The organism is Pseudomonas sp. NPDC087626 (genome assembly GCF_044743405.1).
Classification (GTDB): domain Bacteria; phylum Pseudomonadota; class Gammaproteobacteria; order Pseudomonadales; family Pseudomonadaceae; genus Aquipseudomonas.
Genome location: NZ_JBIUWJ010000018.1, coordinates 1 through 21,701, shown reverse-complemented (window position 1 = coordinate 21,701; position 21,701 = coordinate 1). Strand labels below are relative to the sequence as shown.

The window sequence follows — 21,701 nt, the reverse complement described above, 5'->3', positions numbered from 1 at the left end:
ACCACTCCTCAGGGTTTCTGCTTGCGGTTGATTTCGTCTTGCAGCACCTGGTCAATATTCTTGAAGTCGTTGTTGACCAACGGCTTCACGTCTCGCTGCGGTACGTGGCACTGATTGCAGAAGTAGCGCCGCGGTGAAACGGCAGCCAGTGCCTGGCCGTCTCGGTCCATGTAGTGGGTGATGCTGATCATCGGTGCCTGGGTCAGTGCGCTGTTGGCCCGACTGTGGCAGGACAGGCATTTGTTGCTGTTCTTGTCGATGTGATAACCGCGGATGCTGTGGGGAATGGTTGGCGGCTGCTCGGGATAATTGCGCTCGCGCTTGAGGTCCTTGTTCTCCTCCTCGGCGATTGGCGGCGCCGGCAGTTCCTGGGTCAGGGTACCGCCGGCGCGCCTGCCATCGGGGGCGGGCGCATCCAGCGGATACCCAGGCTCCGCGGCAAAGACCGCGGGCACGCCAAGCAGCAATGCAAGCAGCAAGGACAGCGTACGAGCATTCATCAAAGCTCTCCTCAGGCAGTCGTGATCAGCTCGATCCTGACCGCGCACTTTTTATAGTCTGTCTGCTTCGAGATCGGGTCCGTCGCATCGAGGGTGACCTTGTTGATCAACCGGTTGGCGTCGAAGAACGGCACGAACACCAGCCCCTGGGGCGGTTTGTTGCGCCCACGGGTTTCGATACGCGCGCGCATTTCCCCGCGCCGGCTGATCACCTTGACCTCACTGCCGCGCCTGGCATTGAGCGCCTTGGCATCGGCCGGGTGCATGTACACCAGGGCATCGGGTACCGCCTTGTAGAGTTCTTCAACGCGCTGGGTCATGGTCCCGGTGTGCCAGTGCTCAAGCACCCGCCCGGTGCTCAGCCAGAACGGGAACTCCTGGTCAGGGGATTCCGCCGGCGGCTCGTAGGGCAGCGCGAAGATGATCGCTTTCTTGTCGGGGTAGCCATAGAACTGCACGCCACTGCCCTTCTCCACGTAGGGATCATGGCCTTCGCGGAAACGCCAGCGGGTTTCCTTGCCGTCCACCACCGGCCAGCGCAGGCCGCGTTCGGTGTGATACCGATCGAACGGCGCCAGGTCATGACCGTGGCCCCGGCCGAACTGGGCGTACTCTTCGAACAGGCCTTTTTGCAGGTAGAACCCAAAGTCCTTGGCTTCGTCATTTTCAAAGCCCGGCTCCATCTGCTCGATCGGGAACTGATCGACGTTGCCATTTTTGAACAGCACCTCGTACAGGGTCTTGCCTTTGTACTGCGGGGCACTGTCCAGCAACTGCGCGGACCAGACTTCATCGGTGGTGAAACGCTTGGAGAATTCCACCAACTGCCAGAGATCGGACTTGGCATCCCCCGGGGCGGATACCAGTTGATGCCAGAACTGGGTACGCCGCTCGGCATTGCCATAGGCCCCCTCCTTTTCCACCCACATGGCCGTAGGCAGGATCAGGTCGGCGGCTTGCGCGGACACCGTGGGGTACACGTCGGAAACGATCACGAAATTCTGCGGGTTACGCCAGCCCGGCAAGACTTCCTGCATGATGTTGGGCCCGGCCTGCATGTTGTTGCTGGCCATGGTCCAGTACACGTTGACCACGCTGTCCTTGAGCATGCGGCTCTGCTGCACCGCATGGAAACCGACCTTGGGATTGATGGTGCCGGCCGGCAGTTTCCAGATCTTCTCGGCGGTGGCGCGGTGTGCCGGATTGGTGACCAGCATGTCTGCCGGCAGGCGGTGGGAAAAGGTCCCCACTTCCCGCGCGGTGCCACAGGCCGAAGGCTGGCCGGTCAGGGAGAACGGACTATTGCCCGGCTCGCTGATCTTGCCGGTCAGCAAATGGATGTTGTAGATCAGGTTGTTGGCCCACACCCCGCGTGTGTGTTGGTTGAAACCCATGGTCCAGAAGGACACCACCTTGCGTTTCGGGTCGGCATACAACTGCGCCAGCGCCTTGAGCCGTTCGGCCGGAACCCCGGTCTCCTTGGCAGTGCGTTCCAGGGTGTAGGGTTTGACAAAGGCGGCAAACTGCTCGAAGTCGATGTCGGTCCAGGTGTTCGCCTTGTCGGCATTCTTGGCCTGTTGTTCCAGCGGATGATCGCTGCGCAAGCCGTAGCCGATGTCGTCGACCCCCTTGGCAAACCGCGTGTGCCGGCTGACAAACTCCTGGTTCACCGAGCCACTTTCAATGATGTAGTTGGCGATGTAGTTGAGGATCAACAAGTCCGTCTGCGGTTTGAACACCATGGGGATATCGGCCAATTCAAAACTGCGATGCTCGAAGGTCGACAGCACCACAACTTTGACATCGGGTTGGCTCAAGCGACGATCCGTGACCCGACTCCAGAGAATCGGGTGCATCTCCGCCATGTTCGAGCCCCACAACACAAACGCGTCGGTGACTTCGATGTCGTCATAGCAACCCATGGGCTCATCGATACCGAAGGTGCGCATGAACCCCATGACCGCCGAGGCCATGCAATGCCGGGCATTGGGGTCGAGGTTGTTACTGCGAAACCCGGCCTTCATCAACTTGTTGGCGGCGTAGCCTTCCCACACCGTCCATTGTCCGGAGCCGAACATGGCGATCGAGTCTGCGCCTTTGTTTTTCAGCGCTTCCTTGAACTTCAACTCCATCACATCAAACGCCTGTTTCCAGGACACCGGCTGGAACTCACCCTGCTTGTCGTATTGCCCGTTGGTCATACGCAACAGCGGTTGGGTCAGGCGGTCCACGCCATACATGATCTTGGACAGGAAGTAGCCCTTGACGCAGTTCAGGCCGCGATTGACCTCGGCTTTGACATCGCCGTGGGTCGCTACCACCCGGTTGTCCTTGGTCGCCACCATCACGCTGCAACCGGTGCCGCAAAACCGGCACGGCGCCTTGTTCCAGGTCAGGGCGACCATGTCCTGCTCGGTGATCAGGTTGCTGGCCGAGGTGAACACCGGCAGCCCGGCAGCCGCCGCAGCAATCCCGGCCGCCTGGGCCTTGACGAACTCACGACGGGTCATGGGCATGGGTGTTCTCCGCTCGGATCGAGGATCTCGTGGTAAACCAGGGAGGCGTTGAGCACGCCGGGCAGGCGGCCAATCTGTTCGATGCGCTGGAGGATCTGCGGTTCGCCGTGCATTTCCAGGACCACCACCAGTTTGCCCTCGGGGCTTTCCTGGTGCAGTTCAACACCCTGGAGCAGGCGCAGATTGGCTTTCACCGCGGCAAACATCTCGACACGGGCCTGCACGATCAAACTGGCGATATGTAGTTTTTGTTCCATGGCCAACACTCCCTGCCTGTTAACTCACCTGGACTGGCAATCAGTGTGGAGCCCCGGGAGGGCCGAGGAGCATTTGCAGGAACCAGACGAAAAAGCCGTAGCCGCCGACTATCACCACCGATAGCAGGGGAAAAAGAAACACGATCAGGAACAGCAACAGCCGCCTTTCCTTGCGCGCACGTAGAGCGGACTCATCAACCGTCGTCATGGCCAGGGCTCCTGCCAGAAAGTGCACTGAGCCTAGATGGCCGCCCTGTAATTTTCCATGATTCAGATCAGCGAAAGGCCAAACAGGATTAATCCTCATTCAATAATGATTAGTATTAACCAAGCAGCAATTCGCCAACTAAGGCCCACGCATTCAAGGGCGACTTAGTTAGCGCTCAAGTTTGCCGATTTCATACTCGCGCAACTTGTTGGCAATGGTGGTGTGGGAAACACCCAGGCGTTTACCGAGCAATCGACTGCTGCTGTGTTCTGAATACAAGCGTTCCAGCACGGCCTTTTCAAACCGTCCGACAATTTCATCCAGCCCGCCGTCCAGGGAAAAATCCCCCAGCGGCTGGCGCACGCCGTAGTCCGGCAGGCGAATGTGTTCGGCCTTGACCGTGCCGCCTTCGCACAGTGACACCGCCTGGAACAGCACGTTCTCCAACTGCCGGACGTTGCCCGGCCAGTGGTAGTGACTGAGCCGATCCATGGCCGCCGGCGCCAGTTTCGGCAAGGGGCAGCCGATCTGCCGGCTGGCCTGGTCGAGGAAGTGTTCGACCAGCGGCGTCAGGCCGTCGAGGCACTCGCGCAACGGCGGGATGTGCAGCGACAGCACATTCAAGCGGTGGTACAGGTCCTGGCGGAACTCACCGCTGGCACACAACTCGGAGAGGTCGACCTGGGTCGCACAGATGACCCGCACATCGAGGTAGACCTCTTCATCGCTGCCGACACGGCGGAAGCAACCGTCTTGCAGGAACCGCAGCAATTTCACCTGCAAGCGCGGGCTCATTTCGCCGACGCCATCGAGGAACAGCGTGCCGCCTGCCGTCAATTCCAGCAGCCCGAGCTTACCTTCGGCCCGCGCACCTTCGAACGCGCCGGGGCCGTAGCCGAACAACTCGGTCTCGGCCATCGACTCCGGCAACCCGGCGCAGTTCAGCGCCATCAACGGCGACTGGCCGCGCGGGCTGGCCAGGTGGCAGGCGCGCGCCAGCAGTTCCTTGCCGGTGCCGGTCTCGCCCTCGATCAACAGCGGCGCATCCAGGGGCGCCATGCGTCGTGCCTCCCGGACCACCGCCGCCATCACCTTGGAGCTTTGGAAAATACTGTCAAAGCCGCGCAACTCCTGCTTGCGCACGTTGTAGATGCGCTCGCCAACCCGGTCGGCCCGGTGCAGGGTCAGCACTGCGCCGGCCATGGCCTCGCTGTCGTCGTGTTCCGACTGCAGGGGGGCGATGTCGGCCAGGAACACGTCGCCCTTGACCTTGACCCGCAGGCCGTTGATCCGCGACTTGTTGGCGCGCACCAGCTCCGGCAGGTCGAAATCCTCGGCGTAGCGTGACAGCGGGATCCCCGGCACTTCGTCGACCCGCACCCCGAGCAATTGCGCCGCTGCACGGTTGGCCGCGACGATCGAGCCGCCCATGTCGATCGACAACACCGGGAACTCCAGCGCCCCGAGCAAGGCATTGAGTTCCATGTGCCGGCGCTCGCTGGGCATCAACCCTACCCGCTTGACCCCGAATACCCCGGCAATCGCCTCGAATTTCGCCCGCAGCGCCTGGAACTGGATGTTGATCAGGTTCGGGCAATGCAGGTAGATCGCGTTGCCGTGCTCACCGCCGACCTCCCCGCGAGCGACGTTGATCCCGTACTCCACCAGCAGGTTGAGGATGTCGCGCAGGATGCCGATGCGGTTCTGGCAATGGACTTTGATACGCATAAAAAGGCCCGGACTAGGAGATGGACAGCGGGTGGCGAGGATTTTTCTGCCGACACCCAAAGTTAGTCGTCAAGATTATGTGACAGCTTCAGGGCTTTTCAAACCGGGAAATCGCAATAGGTACGCCACAGGCCGCTTTGCGTAACGAAAACTTTACGAAAATTGGCGATTTTTCCTAGCCGTTCGTCCAGCACCCTGCTGCGCGGTCGCACGCTTCGGGGTATCTCTAGGTCCATAGCAAGACATAACAAGAACGTATCCCTTTGCAGGAGAGCAGCATGAAGCAGACGCAATACGTGGCCCGCGAGCCCGATGCGCAAGGGTTTATCCACTACACCGCTGAAGAACACGCGGTGTGGAACACGCTGATCACTCGCCAGTTGAAAGTGCTCGAGGGTCGTGCGTGCCCGGAATACATGGAAGGCATCGACAAGCTCGGCCTGCCCCATGACCGCATTCCCCAGCTCGACGAAATCAACAAGGTCCTGGGTGAAACCACCGGCTGGCAAGTTGCCCGGGTTCCGGCGCTGATTCCGTTCCAGACCTTTTTCGAATTACTGGCCAGCAAGCAGTTTCCTGTCGCGACCTTTATTCGTACCCGCGAAGAACTGGATTACCTGCAAGAGCCGGACATTTTCCACGAGATTTTCGGCCACTGCCCACTGCTGACCAACCCGTGGTTCGCCGAATTCACCCACACCTACGGCAAGCTTGGCTTGCAGGCGACCAAGGAAGAGCGGGTGTACCTGGCGCGCCTGTACTGGATGACCATCGAGTTCGGCCTGGTCGACACCCCTGAAGGCCAGCGCATCTACGGCGGCGGCATTCTCTCCTCGCCGAAGGAAACCGTGTACAGCCTGTCCGGCGAGCCCGAGCACCAGGCCTTCGATCCGCTGGAAGCGATGCGCACGCCGTACCGCATCGACATCCTGCAGCCCCTGTACTTTGTCCTGCCCAACCTCAAGCGCCTGTTCGACCTGGCCCACGAGGACATCATGGGCATGGTCCAGCAGGGCATGCAGCTGGGTCTGCACGCGCCGAAATTTCCGCCAAAACCCAAGGCGGCCTGAGGACGCCGCAGTCGCGGCGCCCCACAAAAAATAGTAACGTCTAACAAGAATCGAAATCAGGAAACCACCATGACCGCTCTCAACCAAGCCCATTGCGAAGCCTGCCGCGCCGATGCCCCACAAGTCAGCGACGAAGAACTGCCGGTATTGATCAAGCAGATCCCTGACTGGAACATCGAAGTTCGCGACGGCGTCATGCAGCTGGAAAAAGTTTTCCTGTTCAAGAACTTCAAGTTCGCCCTGGCGTTCACCAACACCATGGGTGAAATCTCCGAGGCCGAAGGTCACCATCCAGGCCTGCTCACCGAGTGGGGCAAAGTCACCGTGACCTGGTGGAGCCACTCGATCAAGGGCCTGCACCGCAATGACTTCATCATGGCCGCGCGCACTGACGAAGTGGCCAAGGACGCCGAGGGCCGCAAGTAATGTTTTTCGACGCCATCGGCCGGGTGCCCGGCGACCCGATCCTCGGCCTGATGGAGGCCTATGCGCAGGACCCCAATGCGCGCAAATTCGACCTCGGCGTGGGTGTCTATAAAGACGCCCAGGGCCTGACGCCGATCCCGCAGTCAGTGAAACTCGCTGAACAGCGCCTGGTGGATGGCCAGGGCACCAAGACCTACATCGGTGGTCACGGTGACCCGGCGTTCGGCAAGGTGATCAACGAGCTGGTACTGGGCGTTGACTCGGCGCTGATCGCCGAACAGCGGGCCGGTGCCACCCAGACTCCGGGTGGCACCGGGGCCTTGCGCCTGAGTGCCGACTTCATCGCGCACTGCCTGCCTGGCCGTGGCATCTGGCTGAGCAACCCGACCTGGCCGATCCACGAAACCATCTACGCGACCGCCGGCCTCAAGGTCAGCCACTACCCTTACGTGGGCAGTGACAACCGCCTGGATGTCGAGGCCATGCTGGCCACCCTGAACCTGATCCCCAAGGGTGATGTGGTGCTGTTGCACGCCTGCTGCCATAACCCGACCGGTTTCGACCTGTCCCAGGATGACTGGCGCCGGGTGCTGGACGTGGTGCGCAGCCGCGAACTGTTGCCGCTGATCGACTTCGCCTACCAGGGCTTTGGCGATGGCCTGGAGCAGGATGCCTGGGCCGTGCGCTTGTTCGCCGAGGAGCTGCCTGAGCTGTTGATCACCAGTTCCTGCTCGAAGAACTTCGGCCTGTACCGCGATCGCACCGGGGCGCTGATTGTCTGTGCCAAGGATGCCGAGAAGTTGACCGATGTACGCAGCCAACTGGCCCACATCGCCCGTAACCTGTGGTCGACGCCACCGGATCACGGCGCGGCCGTGGTAGCGACCATCCTCGGCGACCCAGAGTTGAAACAGCGCTGGGCCGACGAAGTGGAAGCCATGCGCCAGCGTATCGCCCAACTGCGTTCGGGCCTGGTGGAAGCGCTGGAACCCCACGGTCTGCGCGAGCGTTTCGCCCATATCGGTGTACAGCGCGGGATGTTTTCCTACACAGGTTTGACGCCAGAACAGGTGAAAAAACTGCGCGAGCAACACAGCGTGTACATGGTCAGTTCGGGACGCGCCAACGTGGCCGGGATCGACGCCACGCGCCTGGACCTGCTGGCCGAGGCGATCGCTGACGTCTGCCGTGACTAAACGCTACCGCGTGTAGCAGCCCGTAGCAGCCCGTAGCAGCTGTCGAGCTTGCGAGGCTGCTGCTACGGGGGTTGTGCCGCTACAGTGCGGCCATCTGTCGCAGAAATCCGAGATAAAAGTCTATTTGTCATTTCTCCTGCTGTATCCTGCCAAGGCTTTTTGAAAGCGTGGTTCTACACAGCGATTTACAAACAGACTTTGCGAGGAGCAAGCAACATGCACGAGATTCCGAATCTCCCCTTCCCAAGCCTGCACGAAACTGAGCAGACAACCCCGCAACAAGCCGGTGCCCAACAGCCCGAGCCAAAGGAAGCCACTGGTAGCCGCAAGGCCGACAGCGAAGACTAAGCGCACTACCCAGACCGTGTGGAAAGCGCTGACTGATGCGCTTTCCACACAGCCTGAAACCCGAGCCCCCGCCATGACCGACACCTTCGACGAATCACAGGCCAGCGTGCTGATCGATGCCGCGCAACAGATGATCGACGTCTGGAACCGCCTGACGCCCGAGAAGCAAGCCCTGCTCCTGGACCGTTTCGGCAGCCAGGAAAACGCCCTCGCCGCCCTGGTCACCACCCAATTGGTCGCGCCCAGCAAAACCTGATCGAGCACCGCCGCCCAACCCGGCAAATTCTCCCCCTGCACTGCGCCAACCACCGGTATCATAAGCAGCCTATCTATCCTGCTGTCCCGTGGACTTTCCCCATGCCAGATCCCCAGCGCCCCATGGCGGTCACGCTGCAAGTCGTTTCCATCGTCCTGTTTACCTTCATCGGCTACCTGAACATCGGCATCCCCCTGGCCGTATTGCCCGGCTATGTGCACAGCGACCTGGGATTTGGCGCGGTCATCGCGGGCCTGGTGATCAGCGTGCAATACCTCGCCACCTTGCTCAGCCGCCCCTATGCCGGACGCATCATCGACAACAAGGGCAGCAAGCTGGCGGTGATGTATGGCTTGGCCGGCTGCGGCCTGAGCGGGGTATTCATGCTGCTCTCGGCGTGGACCCAGAGCCTGCCGATGGTGAGCCTGATCAGCCTGTTGATCGGCCGCCTGGTCCTCGGCAGCGCGGAAAGCCTGGTGGGATCGGGCTCGATCGGCTGGGGCATCGGTCGAGTCGGCGCGCCGAACACCGCCAAGGTAATTTCCTGGAATGGCATCGCCAGCTACGGCGCGTTGGCGGTGGGTGCACCGCTTGGCGTCCTGCTGGTGCGCCAGTACGGGCTATGGAGCATGGGCATCAGCATCATTTTACTGGCGCTGGTCGGTCTGCTGCTGGCCTGGCCAAAAACCGCTGCGCCGATCGTCGCCGGCGAGCGCCTGCCCTTCCTGCATGTTCTGGGACGGGTGCTGCCCCACGGGTGCGGGCTGGCGCTGGGGTCCATCGGATTTGGCACCATCGCCACTTTCATTACCCTGTATTACGCCACCCAGCACTGGGATAACGCCGTGCTGTGCCTGAGCCTGTTCGGCGCCAGCTTCATTGGCGCGCGCCTGCTGTTCGGCAACCTGATCAACCGCCTGGGCGGGTTTCGGGTGGCGATTGTCTGCCTGTCGGTGGAAACCCTCGGCCTGCTGCTGTTGTGGCTGGCCCCGGACGCAAACTGGGCATTGGCCGGGGCAGCGTTGAGCGGGTTCGGTTTTTCGCTGGTGTTCCCGGCCTTGGGCGTGGAAGCGGTCAACCTGGTACCCGCTTCCAGCCGTGGCGCAGCCGTGGGTGCCTATTCGCTGTTCATCGACTTGTCCCTGGGCATTACCGGCCCCTTGGCCGGCGCAATCGCCGCAGGCTTCGGCTTCGCCTCGATCTTCCTGTTCGCCGCCCTCGCGGCCCTTAGCGGCCTGGCACTGAGCGTCTATCTATACCGCCAGGCACCGAGGCTGCGGGAAAACCGCTAGAAATCCACCTTGCCACGCCCGGCCTTGATCGAGCCCCGCTTGGTCTTGGACTCCAGCCGACGTTTCTTCGAGCCGAGGGTCGGCTTGGTCGGGCGGCGCTTCTTTTCGACCTTGGTGGCGGCCAGGATCAACTCAGTCAATCGCTCCAGGGCATCCGCCCGATTCTGCTCCTGGGTGCGGTATTGCTGGGCCTTGATGATGATCACGCCATCGCTGGTGATCCGGCTGTCGCGCAGCGCGAGCAGGCGTTCCTTGTAGAACTCGGGCAAGGACGAGGCCGGAATGTCGAAGCGCAGGTGCACGGCACTGGAGACCTTGTTGACGTTCTGCCCACCGGCGCCTTGCGCCCGAATGGCAGTCAACTCGATCTCGGCATCCGGCAGATGCACGTTGTTGGAAATCACCAGCATGGAAAGCGGTCCGTAATCAGGGGGGTCAGGATACGCGATCGCTGGGTTTGATTGGGGGCATATCCATTTCTGCGGTCAGGGCCGCTATGGGTTCCCGTGGGAGCGGGCTTGCCCGCGATGGGGCAGCACAGCCAACATCAATGGTGGCTGACATACCGCTATCGCTGGCAAGCCAGCTCCCACAAGTTCAGTGGGTGTATGCCGAATCTGCGAACAACCTGAATCCCCGTGGGAGCGAGCCTGCAGCTCAAAGGGATCGGCACAGCCAACATCAATGGAACCATTAGTAGGCACACCCCAAAAAACGGATATACACACAATCCCCCGCATTAAAAACAACAAACCCGGCACAAGGCCGGGTTCGCTGCAACATCAGCACCTACTTAATCAACAGCAGGCACCCCATTCAAAGCCCGTTGCGCACTGCGCTTGTTCTTGATGCCATAGCAGACCCACATGAACAGGATCCACACCGGAATCGCATACACCGAGATCTGAATGCCCGGGATCATCAACATGATGCCGAGGATAAACACCACGAACGCCAGGCACACATAGTTCCCGTACGGGTACCACAAAGCCTTGAACAGCGGCGTCTGCCGGGTGCGGTTCATGTGCTGGCGGAACTTGAAGTGCGAGAAGCTGATCATCGCCCAGTTGATCACCAGCGTGGCAACCACCAGCGACATCAGCAGTTCCAGCGCATGTTGCGGGATCAGATAGTTGAGCAGCACCGCCACCAGGGTCACCGCGGCCGAAGCGAGGATCGAACGCACCGGCACGCCGCGTTTGTCGATCTTGGCCAGGCCCTTGGGCGCATCGCCCTGCTCGGCCATGCCCAGCAACATGCGGCTGTTGCAGTAGGTACCGCTGTTGTACACCGACAAGGCCGCGGTCAGGACCACGAAGTTGAGGATGTGTGCGGCGGTGTTGCTGCCCAGCATCGAGAACACCTGGACAAACGGGCTACCGCTGTAGGAGTCGCCCGAGGCGTTCAGGGTGCTCAGCAGGCTGTCCCATGGAGTCAACGACAGCAGGATCACCAGGGCGCCGATGTAGAAAATCAGGATCCGGTAGATCACCTGGTTGATGGCCTTGGGGATCACGGTTTTTGGCTGGTCGGCTTCTGCGGCGGTGAAGCCGAGCATTTCCAGGCCGCCAAAGGAGAACATGATGATCGCCATCGCCATCACCAGGCCGCTGACTCCGTTAGGGAAGAAACCACCGTGTTCCCACAGGTTGCTCACCGAGGCTTGCGGGCCGCCGGTGCCGCTGACCAGCAGGTAGCTGCCCAGGGCAATCATGCCGACAATCGCCACCACTTTGATGATCGCGAACCAGAACTCGGCCTCGCCAAAGACTTTGACGTTGGCCAGGTTGATCGCGTTGATCATCAGGAAGAAGACGGCCGCCGAGGCCCAGGTCGGGATCTCCGGCCACCAGTAGTGCACGTATTTACCGACCGCGGTCAGCTCCGACATGCCCACCAGGATGTACAGGATCCAGCAGTTCCAGCCCGACAGGAAGCCGGCGAAGCCGCCCCAGTATTTGTGCGCGAAGTGACTGAAGGAGCCGGCCACCGGCTCTTCGACGATCATTTCGCCCAGCTGGCGCATGATCATGAAGGCGATGAAGCCGCAGATGGCGTAGCCGAGGATCATCGATGGGCCGGCCGACTTCAGTACGCCGGCAGAGCCCAGGAACAATCCGGTACCAATCGCGCCACCGAGGGCGATCAGTTGAATATGGCGATTTTTCAGGCCGCGTTTCAGCTCGCCTGAATGCGAGGTTTGTCCACTCATGAAAGGGTCTCACGCAAGGTTTGATGATATTCGTTAAGACGTTGCCGTGCGGATCAGGATCCGGCAGCGCCGATCAAACCCCAGCGCAAGCACCAGGAGTTCAGCGTATTTACAACGGTCATGCGTCACCTGTTTGTTTTTATCTGTGACGAAATCGAACCCGACACGCTCGTGACGCGGCGGAGTGAACAAGGCGGGTAGCCTTGAAATTGCGTGGTTACGCAGAGGGTCACAGGTAAAACGCGGCGCATTGTACACCGCTAACCCCCTGCTGCCAGACCTCGCTGGTTTAGCGTGTCGTTGGCCGGGATTGCCTGTGTCCGCCTCGAAGGTCGCGGGCGGCTGCAAAAATAGGTTCAGACCTTTGCGGGTCCGTGGCGGGGGTGACGGAAAAATCGCCCCACGAAGAGAGATGAAGATGACTCACGGCGTACATTGCGCCTCCTTCTTGTTATGCACCTGCACGACAGGCATGGGGCGCATGACACCGCGCTACGCCCCGTGAAACAAGCGGGCCAGAGCCTTGGAAGACAGTTGTGATGAGCGCTTGCGGAAAATTTTCCTTACAGTTTTGCGAGCGCGACGATTACAAAGGGGTAATCCGGGGTTTTCGTCAGATTTTCGTTACACACCGTAACGCCGACTTTCCAGCTGGGACCCTCCCCCCACACAGCACAGCAGTTTCAAGCGGGCAAAAAAAACGCCAACCCGAAGGTTGGCGTTTTCATGTGCGGCTTAGCGCTTGAAGCTCAGCGCTGCTTCAAGCTCACTCCGGCTTGCGACGGCCAAAGCCAGGACGCTGGCCGGAACCGGCCGGTGCGCCGCGACGCTTGCCCGATGGCGCGTCACGGTCGACCAGGACAATGCCTGGACGCTTTTTCGGCGCAGGCTTGGCCGGGCGGTTGGTGTCGGCCGGGCGGTCTGCCACTGGCGTACCACGACCTGCCGGAGCGCCACGGCCTTCGCCGCGCTCTGTGCGACCGTTGGCCGGACGTGGCGAACGCGGACCGCGCTCACCGTCCTGACGTCCTGCCGGCTTGCGGCTCGCACGCTCGCCTTCGATATGCGGCTCACGTGCTGGACGCGGAGCGGCAGCCGGGGCACCGGCGGCTGGACGCAAGGTGCGCACGCGCTCGGTCTTGCCCATCGGACGCGACGATTTACGCTGCATGCGATCGAGCTTGTCTTTGCTCTTGGCGTTCATCTGCGGCATGGCCACTGGGGTCAGGCCAACTTCAGCACTCAGAATGTCGACTTCGTACTGGCTCATTTCGCGCCAGCGGCCCATCGGCAGGTCGGAGTTGAGGAACACCGGACCAAAACGCACACGCTTCAGGCGGCTGACCACCAGGCCCTGGGATTCCCACAGGCGACGTACTTCGCGGTTGCGACCTTCCATCACCACGCAGTGGTACCAGTGGTTGAAACCTTCGCCACCTGGCGCCTGCTTGATGTCAGTGAACTTGGCCGGGCCGTCTTCGAGGACCACGCCCGCCTTCAGGCGCTCGATCATCTCGTCGTCGACTTCACCACGGACACGCACCGCGTATTCGCGGTCCATTTCGTAGGAAGGGTGCATCAGGCGGTTGGCCAGCTCACCGTCAGTGGTGAACATCAGCAGACCGGTGGTGTTGATGTCCAGGCGGCCGATGTTGATCCAGCGCCCTTCTTTGGGACGCGGCATCTTGTCGAACACGGTCGGACGGCCTTCCGGATCGACACGGGTGCAGATTTCGCCGTCGGGTTTGTTGTACATGATCACGCGGCGGACCGATTCGGCCGCTTCTTCACGCTTGATCACCTTGCCATCGATGGTGATGGCGTCGTGCATGTCGACACGCTGACCGAGCGTGGCGTCTTTGCCATTGACCTTGATTCGGCCGTGGCTGATCCAGGCTTCTACGTCACGGCGCGAGCCGACGCCGATACGGGCGAGGACTTTCTGCAGTTTTTCGCCTGCTGGGCCGATTTCCTGGTCGTCTTTCTGGTCGTTGATACTCATCTGGGCACCTCCCGGTGTGGTCTGTTCAGGCGTGGCCTGAAGTCGTAAAAGCGGGTCGTTTGGCGAAGGGATCGCCAAAGGGTCGCGAATCATACGCTCATGGCGCGGCTCGCGCATCAGAGACTAGCTGATAAACGGTCGACTATCGGTTTTTTCCGCTGATCGGTGTCAGTCGTCGAACTGACGGCGTTCGGCTTCGATGGCTTGGGCCAGCGCCAGGGCTTCGGCTTCCTCGTCGCTCAGTTCAGGCTGCGGCTGCGGCGACTCCAGGGCGGCAACCGCGGCCAGGAGTTTTTCCCGAGCCTGGGCGACACCCAGGATATCGGGTTCGGATTCCGGCTCAGGCTCTGGCTCGGCTTCAGACTCGACCTCGACCTCAGGCGCTACCTCGTCCGTCACCGACTGCTCACCGGGCTCACCATCGCGCAGCAGGTCGTCGAAGTCGGTCTTGATCCCCTCCTCCATCGAGTCCAGTTCCAGCAACAGGCTATGGAAACTGGTTTCATCCTTCGGCTCTTCCGGCTCGGCACTGGCGTCGGCCAGCGCTTGCAGGCTGGGCGGAACCGGGGCGTCGTCGAACTCGAGCATCGGCTCGGGCTCCAGCTCACGCAGCTCGGCCAGGGGCGGCAGATCGTCGAGGTTCTGCAGGTTGAAATGGTCGAGGAAGGCCTTGGTGGTGGCGAACATCGCCGGTCGCCCGGGAACTTCGCGGTAGCCGACGATCCTGATCCACTCGCGCTCCAGCAGGGTCTTGACGATGTTGCTGTTGACCGCCACGCCCCGCACATCCTCGATCTCGCCACGGGTGATCGGCTGGCGATAGGCAATCAGCGCCATGGTCTCCAGCATGGCCCGCGAGTAGCGCTGCGGGCGCTCTTCCCACAGGCGCCCGACCCAGGGCGAGAACTTTTCGCGAATTTGCAGGCGGTAGCCCGAGGCGACTTCCTTCAACTCAAAGGCGCGGCCCTCGCAGGACTTGCCCAGGATCGCCAGGGCCTTCTTGAAGACCGGCGGTTCCGGACGTTCGCCTTCTTCGAAGAGCTCGAACAGGCGCTCCATCGATTGCGGTTTTCCCGAGGCCAACAGAAAGGCTTCAAGCAGTGGCGCCAGCTCGCGGGGTTCACTCAGATTCATGGATTTTGCTCGTTATTCGGCTCGCGCCCGCACATGGATAGCCGCAAAGGGCTCATTCTGCACCAGCTCGACCAGGGATTCCTTGACCAGTTCGAGGATCGCCATAAAGGTCACGACCACACCCAGGCGTCCTTCTTCAGCGGTGAACAGCTCGACAAAGGGCACAAAACCGCCACCCTTGAGCCGCTCCAGCACATCGCTCATACGCTCGCGGGTAGACAGGGCCTCGCGGCTGACCTGATGGCTTTCAAACATGTCGCCACGGCGCAGTACTTCGGCCATGGACAGCAACAGCTCGCTGAGCCGGACCTCCGGCAACAGCTTGCGCGCCCGCGCCTCGGGGGCGTCCAGCTTGGGCACCACCACATCGCGACCGACCCGGCTCAGGCCATCGATGCCTTCGGCGGCTGCCTTGAAGCGTTCGTATTCCTGCAGGCGGCGGATCAGTTCGGCGCGCGGGTCGTCTTCTTCCGCTTCGATCTCTGCCGACCGCGGGAGCAGCATGCGCGATTTGATCTCGGCCAGCATGGCCGCCATCACCAGGTATTCGGCAGCCAGCTCCAGGCGCACCGACTGCATCAACTCGACGTAGCCCATGTACTGCCGGGTGATTTCCGCCACCGGAATGTCGAGGATGTTGATGTTCTGTTTGCGGATCAGGTACAGCAACAGGTCGAGCGGACCTTCGAAGGCCTCGAGAAAAACCTCAAGGGCGTCCGGTGGAATGTACAGGTCCTGCGGCATTTCCATGACCGCCTGGCCATAGACCATGGCAAATGGCAGTTCCTGCTGCGCGCCCGCCTGGCTGTCGACGGTTTCCACCACCGACATTCAGGCCTCGGCCATAAACGGGGCCGGGTCGCCGCAGCCGACGCGGATCACTTCTGGCTCGCCATCGGCCAGGTTGATCACCGTCGAGGCCTTGATGCCGCCAAAGCCACCGTCGATGATCAGGTCGACCTGATGCTCGAGCAACTGTCGCATTTCGTAGGGATCGCTCAAGGGATCGGTGTCGCCGGGCATGATCAGGGTCACGCTCATCAACGGCTCGCCCAGCTGTTCGAGCAGGGCCAGGGCAATCGGATGACTCGGCACCCGCAGGCCGATGGTGCGTTTTTTCGGGTGCAGCAACAGGCGCGGCACCTCGCGGGTGGCGTTGAGAATAAAGGTGTACGGGCCTGGCAGGTGCGCCTTGAGGATGCGGAAGGTGCCGGTGTCGATCTTGGCGAACACCCCCAATTGCGACAGGTCGCTGCAGATCAGCGCAAAGTTGTGCTTGTCGTCCAGCTGGCGCAGGCGCCGCACGCGTTCCACGGCGTTCTTGTCGCCGATCTGGCAGCCAATGGCGTAGGACGAGTCGGTGGGATAGATCACCACCCCGCCGGCGCGGATGATTTCGACAGCCTGTTTGATCAGGCGCGCTTGCGGGTTTTCCGGATGAATCTGGAAAAATTGACTCACATTTTCTACCTGTTCAGACGGCGGCAATAATTGGGTCATGTTTGAATCGACACCAAAGCGGTGGCAGATCCTCCGGGAGCGGGCGGTACTCGCCGATCTCGGACCAGCCTCCGGGGCCATGGAAATCACTGCCGGCACTGACCAGCAGACCGAACTCACGCGCCAGAATGGCCAGGCTGCCGACCTGCTCGGCCGGTTGGTGCCCGTTGACCACTTCGATAGCGTGACCACCCGCTTGAATATAGTCGCCAATCAGGCGCCGGCGTTTACTGCGGGTGAAATCGTAGTGCCATGGATGGGCCAGACTGACCCAGGCACCCGCGGCGCGCAGGGTAGCGACGGTTTCCTCGAGGGTCGGCCAGTGTTGCTTGACATCCCCCAGCTTGCCCGCGCCCAGCCATTTGCGGAACGCTTCGGCGCGGTCCTTGACGTAGCCGGCGCGCACCAGATAGTCGGCGAAGTGCGGGCGGGCCGGGGCATTGCCACTGTCGCCGAGTTCCTGCTGGATCGCCCGCGCACCTTCCAGCGCCCCGGGCATGCCCTTGAGCTCCAGCTTGCGGCTGATTTCTTCCGAGCGCAGCCAGCGCCCGTCATGCAGCCGGGCGATGGCCTCGACCAGCGCCGGTGCATTGACGTCGAAGCCATAGCCCAGCACGTGGATGGTGGCGCCCCCCCAGGTGCAGGACAACTCGACACCGTTGACCAACTGCATGCCCAGCGCCTGTGCGGCAGCGCGGGCCTCGTCGAGGCCTTCGAGGGTATCGTGGTCGGTCAGGGCCAGGACTCGCACGCCTTTCTCGAACGCCCGCGCCACCAGTACCGCAGGCGCCAGGGCGCCATCGGAGGCCGTGCTATGGCAGTGCAAATCAACATTCACAGGATGTGTAACCTCAAATCAGCTGGCGCTATCGCGACCCAATATGTTTGTTATTATGCCGCCACATCCTGCTTCTGGCTGCCACTGTGAAACAATTCATCGACTTCATCCCGCTCCTGCTGTTTTTCATCGTCTTCAAAATCGACCCCCGGGTCGTCGACATTGCCGGCTATCCATTGACTGTAGGCGGTATTTACAGCGCCACCGCGATGCTCATCGTCAGTTCCCTGGTGGTCTATGGCACCTTGTTCATCACCCAGCGCAAACTGGAAAAAAGCCAGTGGCTGACCCTCGTCGCCTGCCTGGTGTTCGGTAGCCTGACCCTGGCCTTCCACAGCGAAACCTTCCTCAAGTGGAAGGCACCGGTGGTCAACTGGTTGTTTGCCCTGGGGTTTATCGGCAGTCACTTCATCGGCGAGCAATTGCTGATCAAGCGCATCATGGGCCACGCACTGACCCTGCCGGATGCGGTGTGGACCCGCCTGAACATCGCCTGGATCGGCTTTTTCCTGTTCTGCGGGGCCGCCAACCTGTTCGTCGCGTTTACCTTCCAGAGCATCTGGGTCGACTTCAAGGTCTTCGGCAGCCTGGGCATGACCCTGCTGTTCCTGGTGGCGCAAGGTATCTACCTGTCCCGTCACCTGCACGACGCCGATCCCACTACGCCAAAAACCGAGGACTGACATGCTTTACGCAATTATTGCCACAGACGTCGCCAACTCCCTGGAAGCTCGCCTGGCCGCCCGCCCTGCGCACATTGAGCGTCTGCAACAACTCAAGGCCGAAGGCCGCGTGGTCCTGGCCGGTCCGCACCCGGCAGTGGACAGCAATGACCCAGGCGCCGCAGGTTTCACCGGCAGCCTGATCGTCGCCGAATTCGCCTCCCTCGAAGCCGCCCAGGCCTGGGCCGATGCCGACCCGTACATCGACGCCGGTATCTACGCCAACGTCCTGGTCAAGCCGTTCAAGCAAGTCCTGCCTTAAGAAGCCTGGCGGCGCGGTGAACCTTGTGTTCATCGCGCACTCCATAGTGCTCGCAATGTTTGTTTCAACCCACCCGCCTCAGGTTTTTCACCCCGCCCTGTCCAGCTGACCACTCAGCCGCACGGGTTCGTCGTGGCATGCCAGTCGCGCGCGCCGCCCTGCATTGCGATATCGTTGCCAGGAATGGCCCCCCCCCACATCGACAATGGCTAAATTGAGTAAGTCATGAGCGAGCTGTTACTGATTGATGATGACCAGGAGCTGTGCGAGCTCCTCGGTAGCTGGCTGAGCCAGGAAGGCTTTGTCGTGCGCGCCTGCCACGACGGACTGAGCGCCCGCCGCGCCCTGGCCGAGTCCGCGCCGGCGGCCGTGGTGCTGGACGTGATGCTACCCGACGGCAGCGGCCTGGAACTGCTCAAGCAATTGCGCAACGACCACCCCGAGCTGCCAGTGCTGATGCTTTCGGCCCGTGGCGAACCGCTGGACCGGATCCTCGGCCTGGAGCTGGGGGCCGACGATTACCTGGCCAAGCCCTGCGATCCCCGGGAATTGACCGCCCGCCTGCGCGCCGTACTGCGCCGCAGTCACCCGACGGCCGTGTCCAGCCAGGTGGAACTCGGCGACCTGTGCTTCAGCCCAGCGCGGGGCGTGGTCAGCATCGACCAGCAGGAATACACCCTGACCGTCTCCGAAAGCCGCCTGCTCGAAGCCCTCCTCAAGCAGCCTGGCGAGCCGCTGGACAAGCAGGAACTGGCGCAGATCGCCCTCGGCCGCAAGCTGACCCTCTACGACCGCAGCCTGGACATGCACGTCAGCAACCTGCGCAAGAAGATCGGCCCGCACCCCGATGGCCGCCCGCGCATCGTGGCCCTGCGCAGCCGCGGTTATTACTACAGCCTCTGAGTTCAGTAGGCCGGGGCCAATGTCAGGAGCCCCTGCGACCGTCTTTACCCAAGCTTTACGCTTCGCTGACCGCCGCTGACCTTGATCTGCGTAATCTGCACTCATCCGGAACACACCGGGAACGAGACAAGGAGATACACCATGCGCAAGACCCTTATCGCTGTGCTGTTCGCTGCCGCCCTGCCCACCGTTGCCATGGCCATGCCAGAAGGCCAGGGGCCGATGGGCCCGATGGACAGCCCACGTCACGGCGCTCAGATGCACGATCACGGCAAGGGCCCTTACAGCCAGCTGGACCTGAGCCGCGAACAACGCGAGCAGATCCGCAAGATCATGGGCGAGCAGATGCACGAGCGTAAGCAGCTGGTCGACAAATACCTGGAAAAACTGTCGCCAGCCGACCAGAAAGCCATGAAGGACGAAATCGCCGCCCGTCACCAGAAAGCCGAAACCGAGGTCCGGGCGCTGCTCAAGCCTGACCAGCAGCAGAAGTTCGACGCCATCCAGAAAAAGCGCGCCGAACGCAAGGCCGAATGGGCACAGTTCCAGGCGTGGAAAGCGCAACAACCGCAAAAAGCGCAATAATGCTCTAGCGTTACTCCCCCAGCCCAATGGTCCCCGCCATTGGGCTTTCCTTGTTTGAGGGTTTCCCGTGCGTTCATTGTTCTGGCGCATTCTCGCCAGTTTCTGGCTGGCCATCGCCCTGGTAGCAGGGCTATCGATACTGCTTGGGCACATGCTGAACCAGGACGCCTGGATTCTCAGTCGACATCCCGGTCTCAATACCCTGGCGCAGCAGTGGACCCAGCTGTACGAGGAAAACGGCGAGGACGCCGCACAAACACTGCTGGAAAAACGTAAACGGCGTTATCACATCGACGTCCAGGTGCTCAACGAAAGCGGTGACCCGGTGGTGCGCGGTACCTTTCCGCGTCGTGCGGCGGCCTTCGAGGCCCGGCAGAACGACAATAACGACCGGCACCTGCCGTGGCGGCGCCTGACCGCCGAGTACACCAGCCCAAAAACCGGTGAAACCTACCTGCTGATCTACCGCATCCCCCACCCGGAGCTCGATAGCTGGCATCGCGAAAGCCTGCTTTGGCCCTTGAGCGCGCTGGGTATTGCGCTGGTAGTGCTGACCCTCTTCAGCCTGCTGGTGACGCTGTCCATCACCCGCCCCCTGAGCCGCTTGCGCGGCGCGGTGCATGACCTGGGCCAGACCACGTACCAGCAGAACAGCCTGGCGCGCCTGGCCAACCGGCGCGACGAGTTCGGCGTATTGGCCAATGACTTCAACCGCATGGGCGCACGCTTGCAGAGCCTGATCGGCAGCCAGCGGCAATTGCTGCGCGACGTGTCCCACGAACTGCGCTCGCCCCTGGCGCGCTTGCGCATTGCCCTGGCCCTGGCCGAACGGGCCGGCCCTGAAGAGCGGGAAAAACTCTGGCCGCGCCTGACGCGCGAATGCGACCGCCTGGAGGCCTTGATCAGTGAAATCCTGGTTTTGGCACGGGTCGATGCCGATAACGCCAGCGCCGAGGCGGTGGACCTCAACCTGCTGCTGGGCAGCGTGCAGCGCGATGCCAAGCTCGCTGCGCCGGATCAGCAGATCCGGGTCGAAGCCGAACCAAGCCTGCAGCTCAAGGGCTGGCCGACCATGATTGAGCGGGCTCTGGACAATCTGTTGCGTAACGCCCAGCGCTTCAACCCGAGCGGACGGCCGATCGAAGTCCTGGCCCGGCACCAGGGTGAACGTATCGTGCTCAGCGTGCGCGACCACGGTCCCGGGGTCGACGCCGAGCATCTGGCGCAGTTGGGTGAACCCTTCTACCGCGCGCCCGGCCAGACTGCCCCCGGCCATGGCCTGGGCCTGGCCATCGCCCGCCGCGCCGCCGAGCGTCACGGTGGCAGCCTGACCCTGGCCAATCACCCAGAAGGCGGATTCATCGCCAGCCTGGAGTTGCCACTGGAACCGGGAGCCAGCACCTGAGCCCGGCTCCGCCTTTTTGGGGAGCTGACGCCCGCATTTGGCTCGCCAGCGATGGGCATAGGTATCTACACAACTGTGGTGCGACGTTGCACCTGTGGAGAGAGAACCTGCTTGGGTCGTGACCTCTGGGCCTCTGGGGTGTTGGATTAGACCGAGTACATATCCATTTCTTCGGTAACGGCCTCCTATGGTTCCGCCTGACGGCGGCTCACTTTTGAACAGCGCAAAAGTAAGCAAAACGCTACATACCCCACCACTCGGTGCCTCGCTTAGGCTCGGCATGCCCGTACTCCGACATTGATTTGGGGGGCCGCCGCAATGGGCCCTCCCTGGCCCAGTGC

General features: G+C 61.7%; 23 protein-coding genes. 11 read left to right on the top strand and 12 right to left on the bottom strand.

Annotated elements, in window-relative coordinates; genetic code table 11:
* Positions 1-8 precede the first annotated feature (8 nt).
* The 5 genes from ACIOVD_RS16460 to ACIOVD_RS16440 all read right to left on the bottom strand — a co-directional run bounded on the left by ACIOVD_RS16460 (position 9) and on the right by ACIOVD_RS16440 (position 5,209).
* A complete protein-coding gene (locus tag ACIOVD_RS16460) occupies positions 9-500 on the bottom strand; it encodes a nitrate reductase cytochrome c-type subunit (protein WP_401129096.1) in 492 nt (163 codons plus the stop codon).
* Positions 501-511: 11 nt separating this feature from the next.
* Positions 512-3,016: a nitrate reductase catalytic subunit NapA gene (gene napA, locus ACIOVD_RS16455; protein ID WP_401129094.1), complete on the bottom strand. Its 2,505-nt coding sequence runs from the start codon at positions 3,014-3,016 to the stop codon at positions 512-514.
* A complete protein-coding gene (locus ACIOVD_RS16450) occupies positions 3,007-3,273 on the bottom strand; it encodes a chaperone NapD (protein ID WP_159994364.1) in 267 nt (88 codons plus the stop codon). Before ACIOVD_RS16450 ends, napA begins: the two co-directional genes overlap by 10 nt.
* A 40-nt stretch (positions 3,274-3,313) precedes the next feature.
* Positions 3,314-3,481 (bottom strand): periplasmic nitrate reductase, NapE protein, encoded by a 168-nt coding sequence (locus ACIOVD_RS16445; protein WP_095170007.1) that lies wholly within the window; start codon positions 3,479-3,481, stop codon positions 3,314-3,316.
* 168 nt (positions 3,482-3,649) lie between these two features.
* Entirely contained in the window at positions 3,650-5,209 is a 1,560-nt protein-coding gene (locus ACIOVD_RS16440) for a sigma-54-dependent transcriptional regulator (protein WP_095170008.1), read from the bottom strand.
* A 278-nt stretch (positions 5,210-5,487) separates the two neighbouring features.
* Between ACIOVD_RS16440 and phhA the strand changes: the two genes are divergently transcribed.
* The 6 genes from phhA (at position 5,488) to ACIOVD_RS16410 (ending at position 9,797) form a co-directional block, all read left to right on the top strand.
* Complete coding sequence (gene phhA / locus ACIOVD_RS16435) at positions 5,488-6,279, top strand: phenylalanine 4-monooxygenase (RefSeq protein WP_095170009.1); 792 nt, start codon at positions 5,488-5,490, stop codon at positions 6,277-6,279.
* 69 nt (positions 6,280-6,348) lie between these two features.
* Positions 6,349-6,705, top strand: coding sequence for a 4a-hydroxytetrahydrobiopterin dehydratase (locus tag ACIOVD_RS16430; RefSeq protein WP_095080175.1), 357 nt, complete (start codon positions 6,349-6,351; stop codon positions 6,703-6,705).
* On the top strand, positions 6,705-7,901 hold the full coding sequence (locus ACIOVD_RS16425) for an amino acid aminotransferase (RefSeq protein WP_401129091.1): 1,197 nt from the start codon (positions 6,705-6,707) through the stop codon (positions 7,899-7,901). The genes ACIOVD_RS16430 and ACIOVD_RS16425 overlap by 1 nt, the downstream gene beginning before the upstream one ends.
* Positions 7,902-8,117: 216 nt before the next feature.
* Complete coding sequence (locus tag ACIOVD_RS16420) at positions 8,118-8,249, top strand: hypothetical protein (protein WP_256585517.1); 132 nt, start codon at positions 8,118-8,120, stop codon at positions 8,247-8,249.
* 73 nt (positions 8,250-8,322) lie between these two features.
* Complete coding sequence (locus ACIOVD_RS16415) at positions 8,323-8,505, top strand: hypothetical protein (RefSeq protein WP_095170011.1); 183 nt, start codon at positions 8,323-8,325, stop codon at positions 8,503-8,505.
* Between the two features lie 101 nt (positions 8,506-8,606).
* Positions 8,607-9,797, top strand: coding sequence for an MFS transporter (locus tag ACIOVD_RS16410; protein WP_401129088.1), 1,191 nt, complete (start codon positions 8,607-8,609; stop codon positions 9,795-9,797).
* On the opposite strand, the gene arfB is transcribed toward ACIOVD_RS16410, so the two are convergent.
* The 7 genes from arfB to ACIOVD_RS16375 all read right to left on the bottom strand — a co-directional run bounded on the left by arfB (position 9,794) and on the right by ACIOVD_RS16375 (position 17,483).
* Positions 9,794-10,207: an alternative ribosome rescue aminoacyl-tRNA hydrolase ArfB gene (gene arfB, locus ACIOVD_RS16405; RefSeq protein WP_095170013.1), complete on the bottom strand. Its 414-nt coding sequence runs from the start codon at positions 10,205-10,207 to the stop codon at positions 9,794-9,796. The genes ACIOVD_RS16410 and arfB overlap by 4 nt on opposite strands.
* Positions 10,208-10,590: 383 nt before the next feature.
* Entirely contained in the window at positions 10,591-12,009 is a 1,419-nt protein-coding gene (locus ACIOVD_RS16400; RefSeq protein ID WP_095170014.1) for an amino acid permease, read from the bottom strand.
* 766 nt (positions 12,010-12,775) lie between these two features.
* A complete protein-coding gene (gene rluB, locus ACIOVD_RS16395) occupies positions 12,776-14,011 on the bottom strand; it encodes a 23S rRNA pseudouridine(2605) synthase RluB (RefSeq protein ID WP_095170015.1) in 1,236 nt (411 codons plus the stop codon).
* Positions 14,012-14,179: 168 nt separating this feature from the next.
* On the bottom strand, positions 14,180-15,145 hold the full coding sequence (scpB, locus tag ACIOVD_RS16390) for an SMC-Scp complex subunit ScpB (protein WP_320333892.1): 966 nt from the start codon (positions 15,143-15,145) through the stop codon (positions 14,180-14,182).
* A 12-nt stretch (positions 15,146-15,157) separates the two neighbouring features.
* Positions 15,158-15,916 carry a ScpA family protein gene (locus ACIOVD_RS16385; RefSeq protein WP_174244613.1) on the bottom strand — a complete coding sequence of 253 codons (759 nt, stop codon included), beginning with the start codon at positions 15,914-15,916 and terminating at the stop codon, positions 15,158-15,160.
* Between the two features lie 60 nt (positions 15,917-15,976).
* Positions 15,977-16,606 (bottom strand): L-threonylcarbamoyladenylate synthase, encoded by a 630-nt coding sequence (locus ACIOVD_RS16380; protein WP_159994348.1) that lies wholly within the window; start codon positions 16,604-16,606, stop codon positions 15,977-15,979.
* Positions 16,607-16,619: 13 nt separating this feature from the next.
* The gene (locus ACIOVD_RS16375; RefSeq protein WP_095170018.1) at positions 16,620-17,483 is read right to left on the bottom strand and encodes a PHP domain-containing protein; all 864 of its coding nucleotides are present in this window, start codon (positions 17,481-17,483) and stop codon (positions 16,620-16,622) included.
* 86 nt (positions 17,484-17,569) lie between these two features.
* On the opposite strand from ACIOVD_RS16375, the gene ACIOVD_RS16370 reads away from it, so the two are divergent.
* The 5 genes from ACIOVD_RS16370 to ACIOVD_RS16350 all read left to right on the top strand — a co-directional run bounded on the left by ACIOVD_RS16370 (position 17,570) and on the right by ACIOVD_RS16350 (position 21,360).
* Entirely contained in the window at positions 17,570-18,166 is a 597-nt protein-coding gene (locus tag ACIOVD_RS16370) for a septation protein A (RefSeq protein WP_095170019.1), read from the top strand.
* Position 18,167: 1 nt separating this feature from the next.
* The gene (locus ACIOVD_RS16365; RefSeq protein ID WP_095170020.1) at positions 18,168-18,467 is read left to right on the top strand and encodes a YciI family protein; all 300 of its coding nucleotides are present in this window, start codon (positions 18,168-18,170) and stop codon (positions 18,465-18,467) included.
* 225 nt (positions 18,468-18,692) lie between these two features.
* Positions 18,693-19,370 (top strand): response regulator transcription factor, encoded by a 678-nt coding sequence (locus ACIOVD_RS16360; protein ID WP_095170021.1) that lies wholly within the window; start codon positions 18,693-18,695, stop codon positions 19,368-19,370.
* 141 nt (positions 19,371-19,511) lie between these two features.
* A complete protein-coding gene (locus ACIOVD_RS16355) occupies positions 19,512-19,955 on the top strand; it encodes an LTXXQ domain protein (protein ID WP_159994342.1) in 444 nt (147 codons plus the stop codon).
* A 67-nt stretch (positions 19,956-20,022) separates the two neighbouring features.
* Positions 20,023-21,360 carry a HAMP domain-containing sensor histidine kinase gene (locus ACIOVD_RS16350; protein ID WP_095170023.1) on the top strand — a complete coding sequence of 446 codons (1,338 nt, stop codon included), beginning with the start codon at positions 20,023-20,025 and terminating at the stop codon, positions 21,358-21,360.
* The last annotated feature ends 341 nt before the right edge of the window (positions 21,361-21,701 follow it).

Excerpts from the sequence above, each read along its gene's own strand:
- ACIOVD_RS16425 (WP_401129091.1), top strand. The coding sequence starts at position 6,705 with ATGTTTTTCGACGCCATCGGCCGGGTGCCCGGCGACCCGATCCTCGGC.
- ACIOVD_RS16445 (WP_095170007.1), bottom strand. The coding sequence starts at position 3,481 with ATGACGACGGTTGATGAGTCCGCTCTACGTGCGCGCAAGGAAAGGCGG.
- ACIOVD_RS16400 (WP_095170014.1), bottom strand. The coding sequence starts at position 12,009 with ATGAGTGGACAAACCTCGCATTCAGGCGAGCTGAAACGCGGCCTGAAA.
- ACIOVD_RS16410 (WP_401129088.1), top strand. The coding sequence starts at position 8,607 with ATGCCAGATCCCCAGCGCCCCATGGCGGTCACGCTGCAAGTCGTTTCC.
- ACIOVD_RS16440 (WP_095170008.1), bottom strand. The coding sequence starts at position 5,209 with ATGCGTATCAAAGTCCATTGCCAGAACCGCATCGGCATCCTGCGCGAC.
- ACIOVD_RS16365 (WP_095170020.1), top strand. The coding sequence starts at position 18,168 with ATGCTTTACGCAATTATTGCCACAGACGTCGCCAACTCCCTGGAAGCT.
- ACIOVD_RS16355 (WP_159994342.1), top strand. The coding sequence starts at position 19,512 with ATGCGCAAGACCCTTATCGCTGTGCTGTTCGCTGCCGCCCTGCCCACC.
- ACIOVD_RS16430 (WP_095080175.1), top strand. The coding sequence starts at position 6,349 with ATGACCGCTCTCAACCAAGCCCATTGCGAAGCCTGCCGCGCCGATGCC.
- ACIOVD_RS16460 (WP_401129096.1), bottom strand. The coding sequence starts at position 500 with ATGAATGCTCGTACGCTGTCCTTGCTGCTTGCATTGCTGCTTGGCGTG.
- ACIOVD_RS16450 (WP_159994364.1), bottom strand. The coding sequence starts at position 3,273 with ATGGAACAAAAACTACATATCGCCAGTTTGATCGTGCAGGCCCGTGTC.
- arfB (WP_095170013.1), bottom strand. The coding sequence starts at position 10,207 with ATGCTGGTGATTTCCAACAACGTGCATCTGCCGGATGCCGAGATCGAG.
- phhA (WP_095170009.1), top strand. The coding sequence starts at position 5,488 with ATGAAGCAGACGCAATACGTGGCCCGCGAGCCCGATGCGCAAGGGTTT.
- ACIOVD_RS16420 (WP_256585517.1), top strand. The coding sequence starts at position 8,118 with ATGCACGAGATTCCGAATCTCCCCTTCCCAAGCCTGCACGAAACTGAG.
- ACIOVD_RS16415 (WP_095170011.1), top strand. The coding sequence starts at position 8,323 with ATGACCGACACCTTCGACGAATCACAGGCCAGCGTGCTGATCGATGCC.
- napA (WP_401129094.1), bottom strand. The coding sequence starts at position 3,016 with ATGCCCATGACCCGTCGTGAGTTCGTCAAGGCCCAGGCGGCCGGGATT.
- rluB (WP_095170015.1), bottom strand. The coding sequence starts at position 14,011 with ATGAGTATCAACGACCAGAAAGACGACCAGGAAATCGGCCCAGCAGGC.
- ACIOVD_RS16385 (WP_174244613.1), bottom strand. The coding sequence starts at position 15,916 with ATGGTCTATGGCCAGGCGGTCATGGAAATGCCGCAGGACCTGTACATT.
- scpB (WP_320333892.1), bottom strand. The coding sequence starts at position 15,145 with ATGAATCTGAGTGAACCCCGCGAGCTGGCGCCACTGCTTGAAGCCTTT.
- ACIOVD_RS16360 (WP_095170021.1), top strand. The coding sequence starts at position 18,693 with ATGAGCGAGCTGTTACTGATTGATGATGACCAGGAGCTGTGCGAGCTC.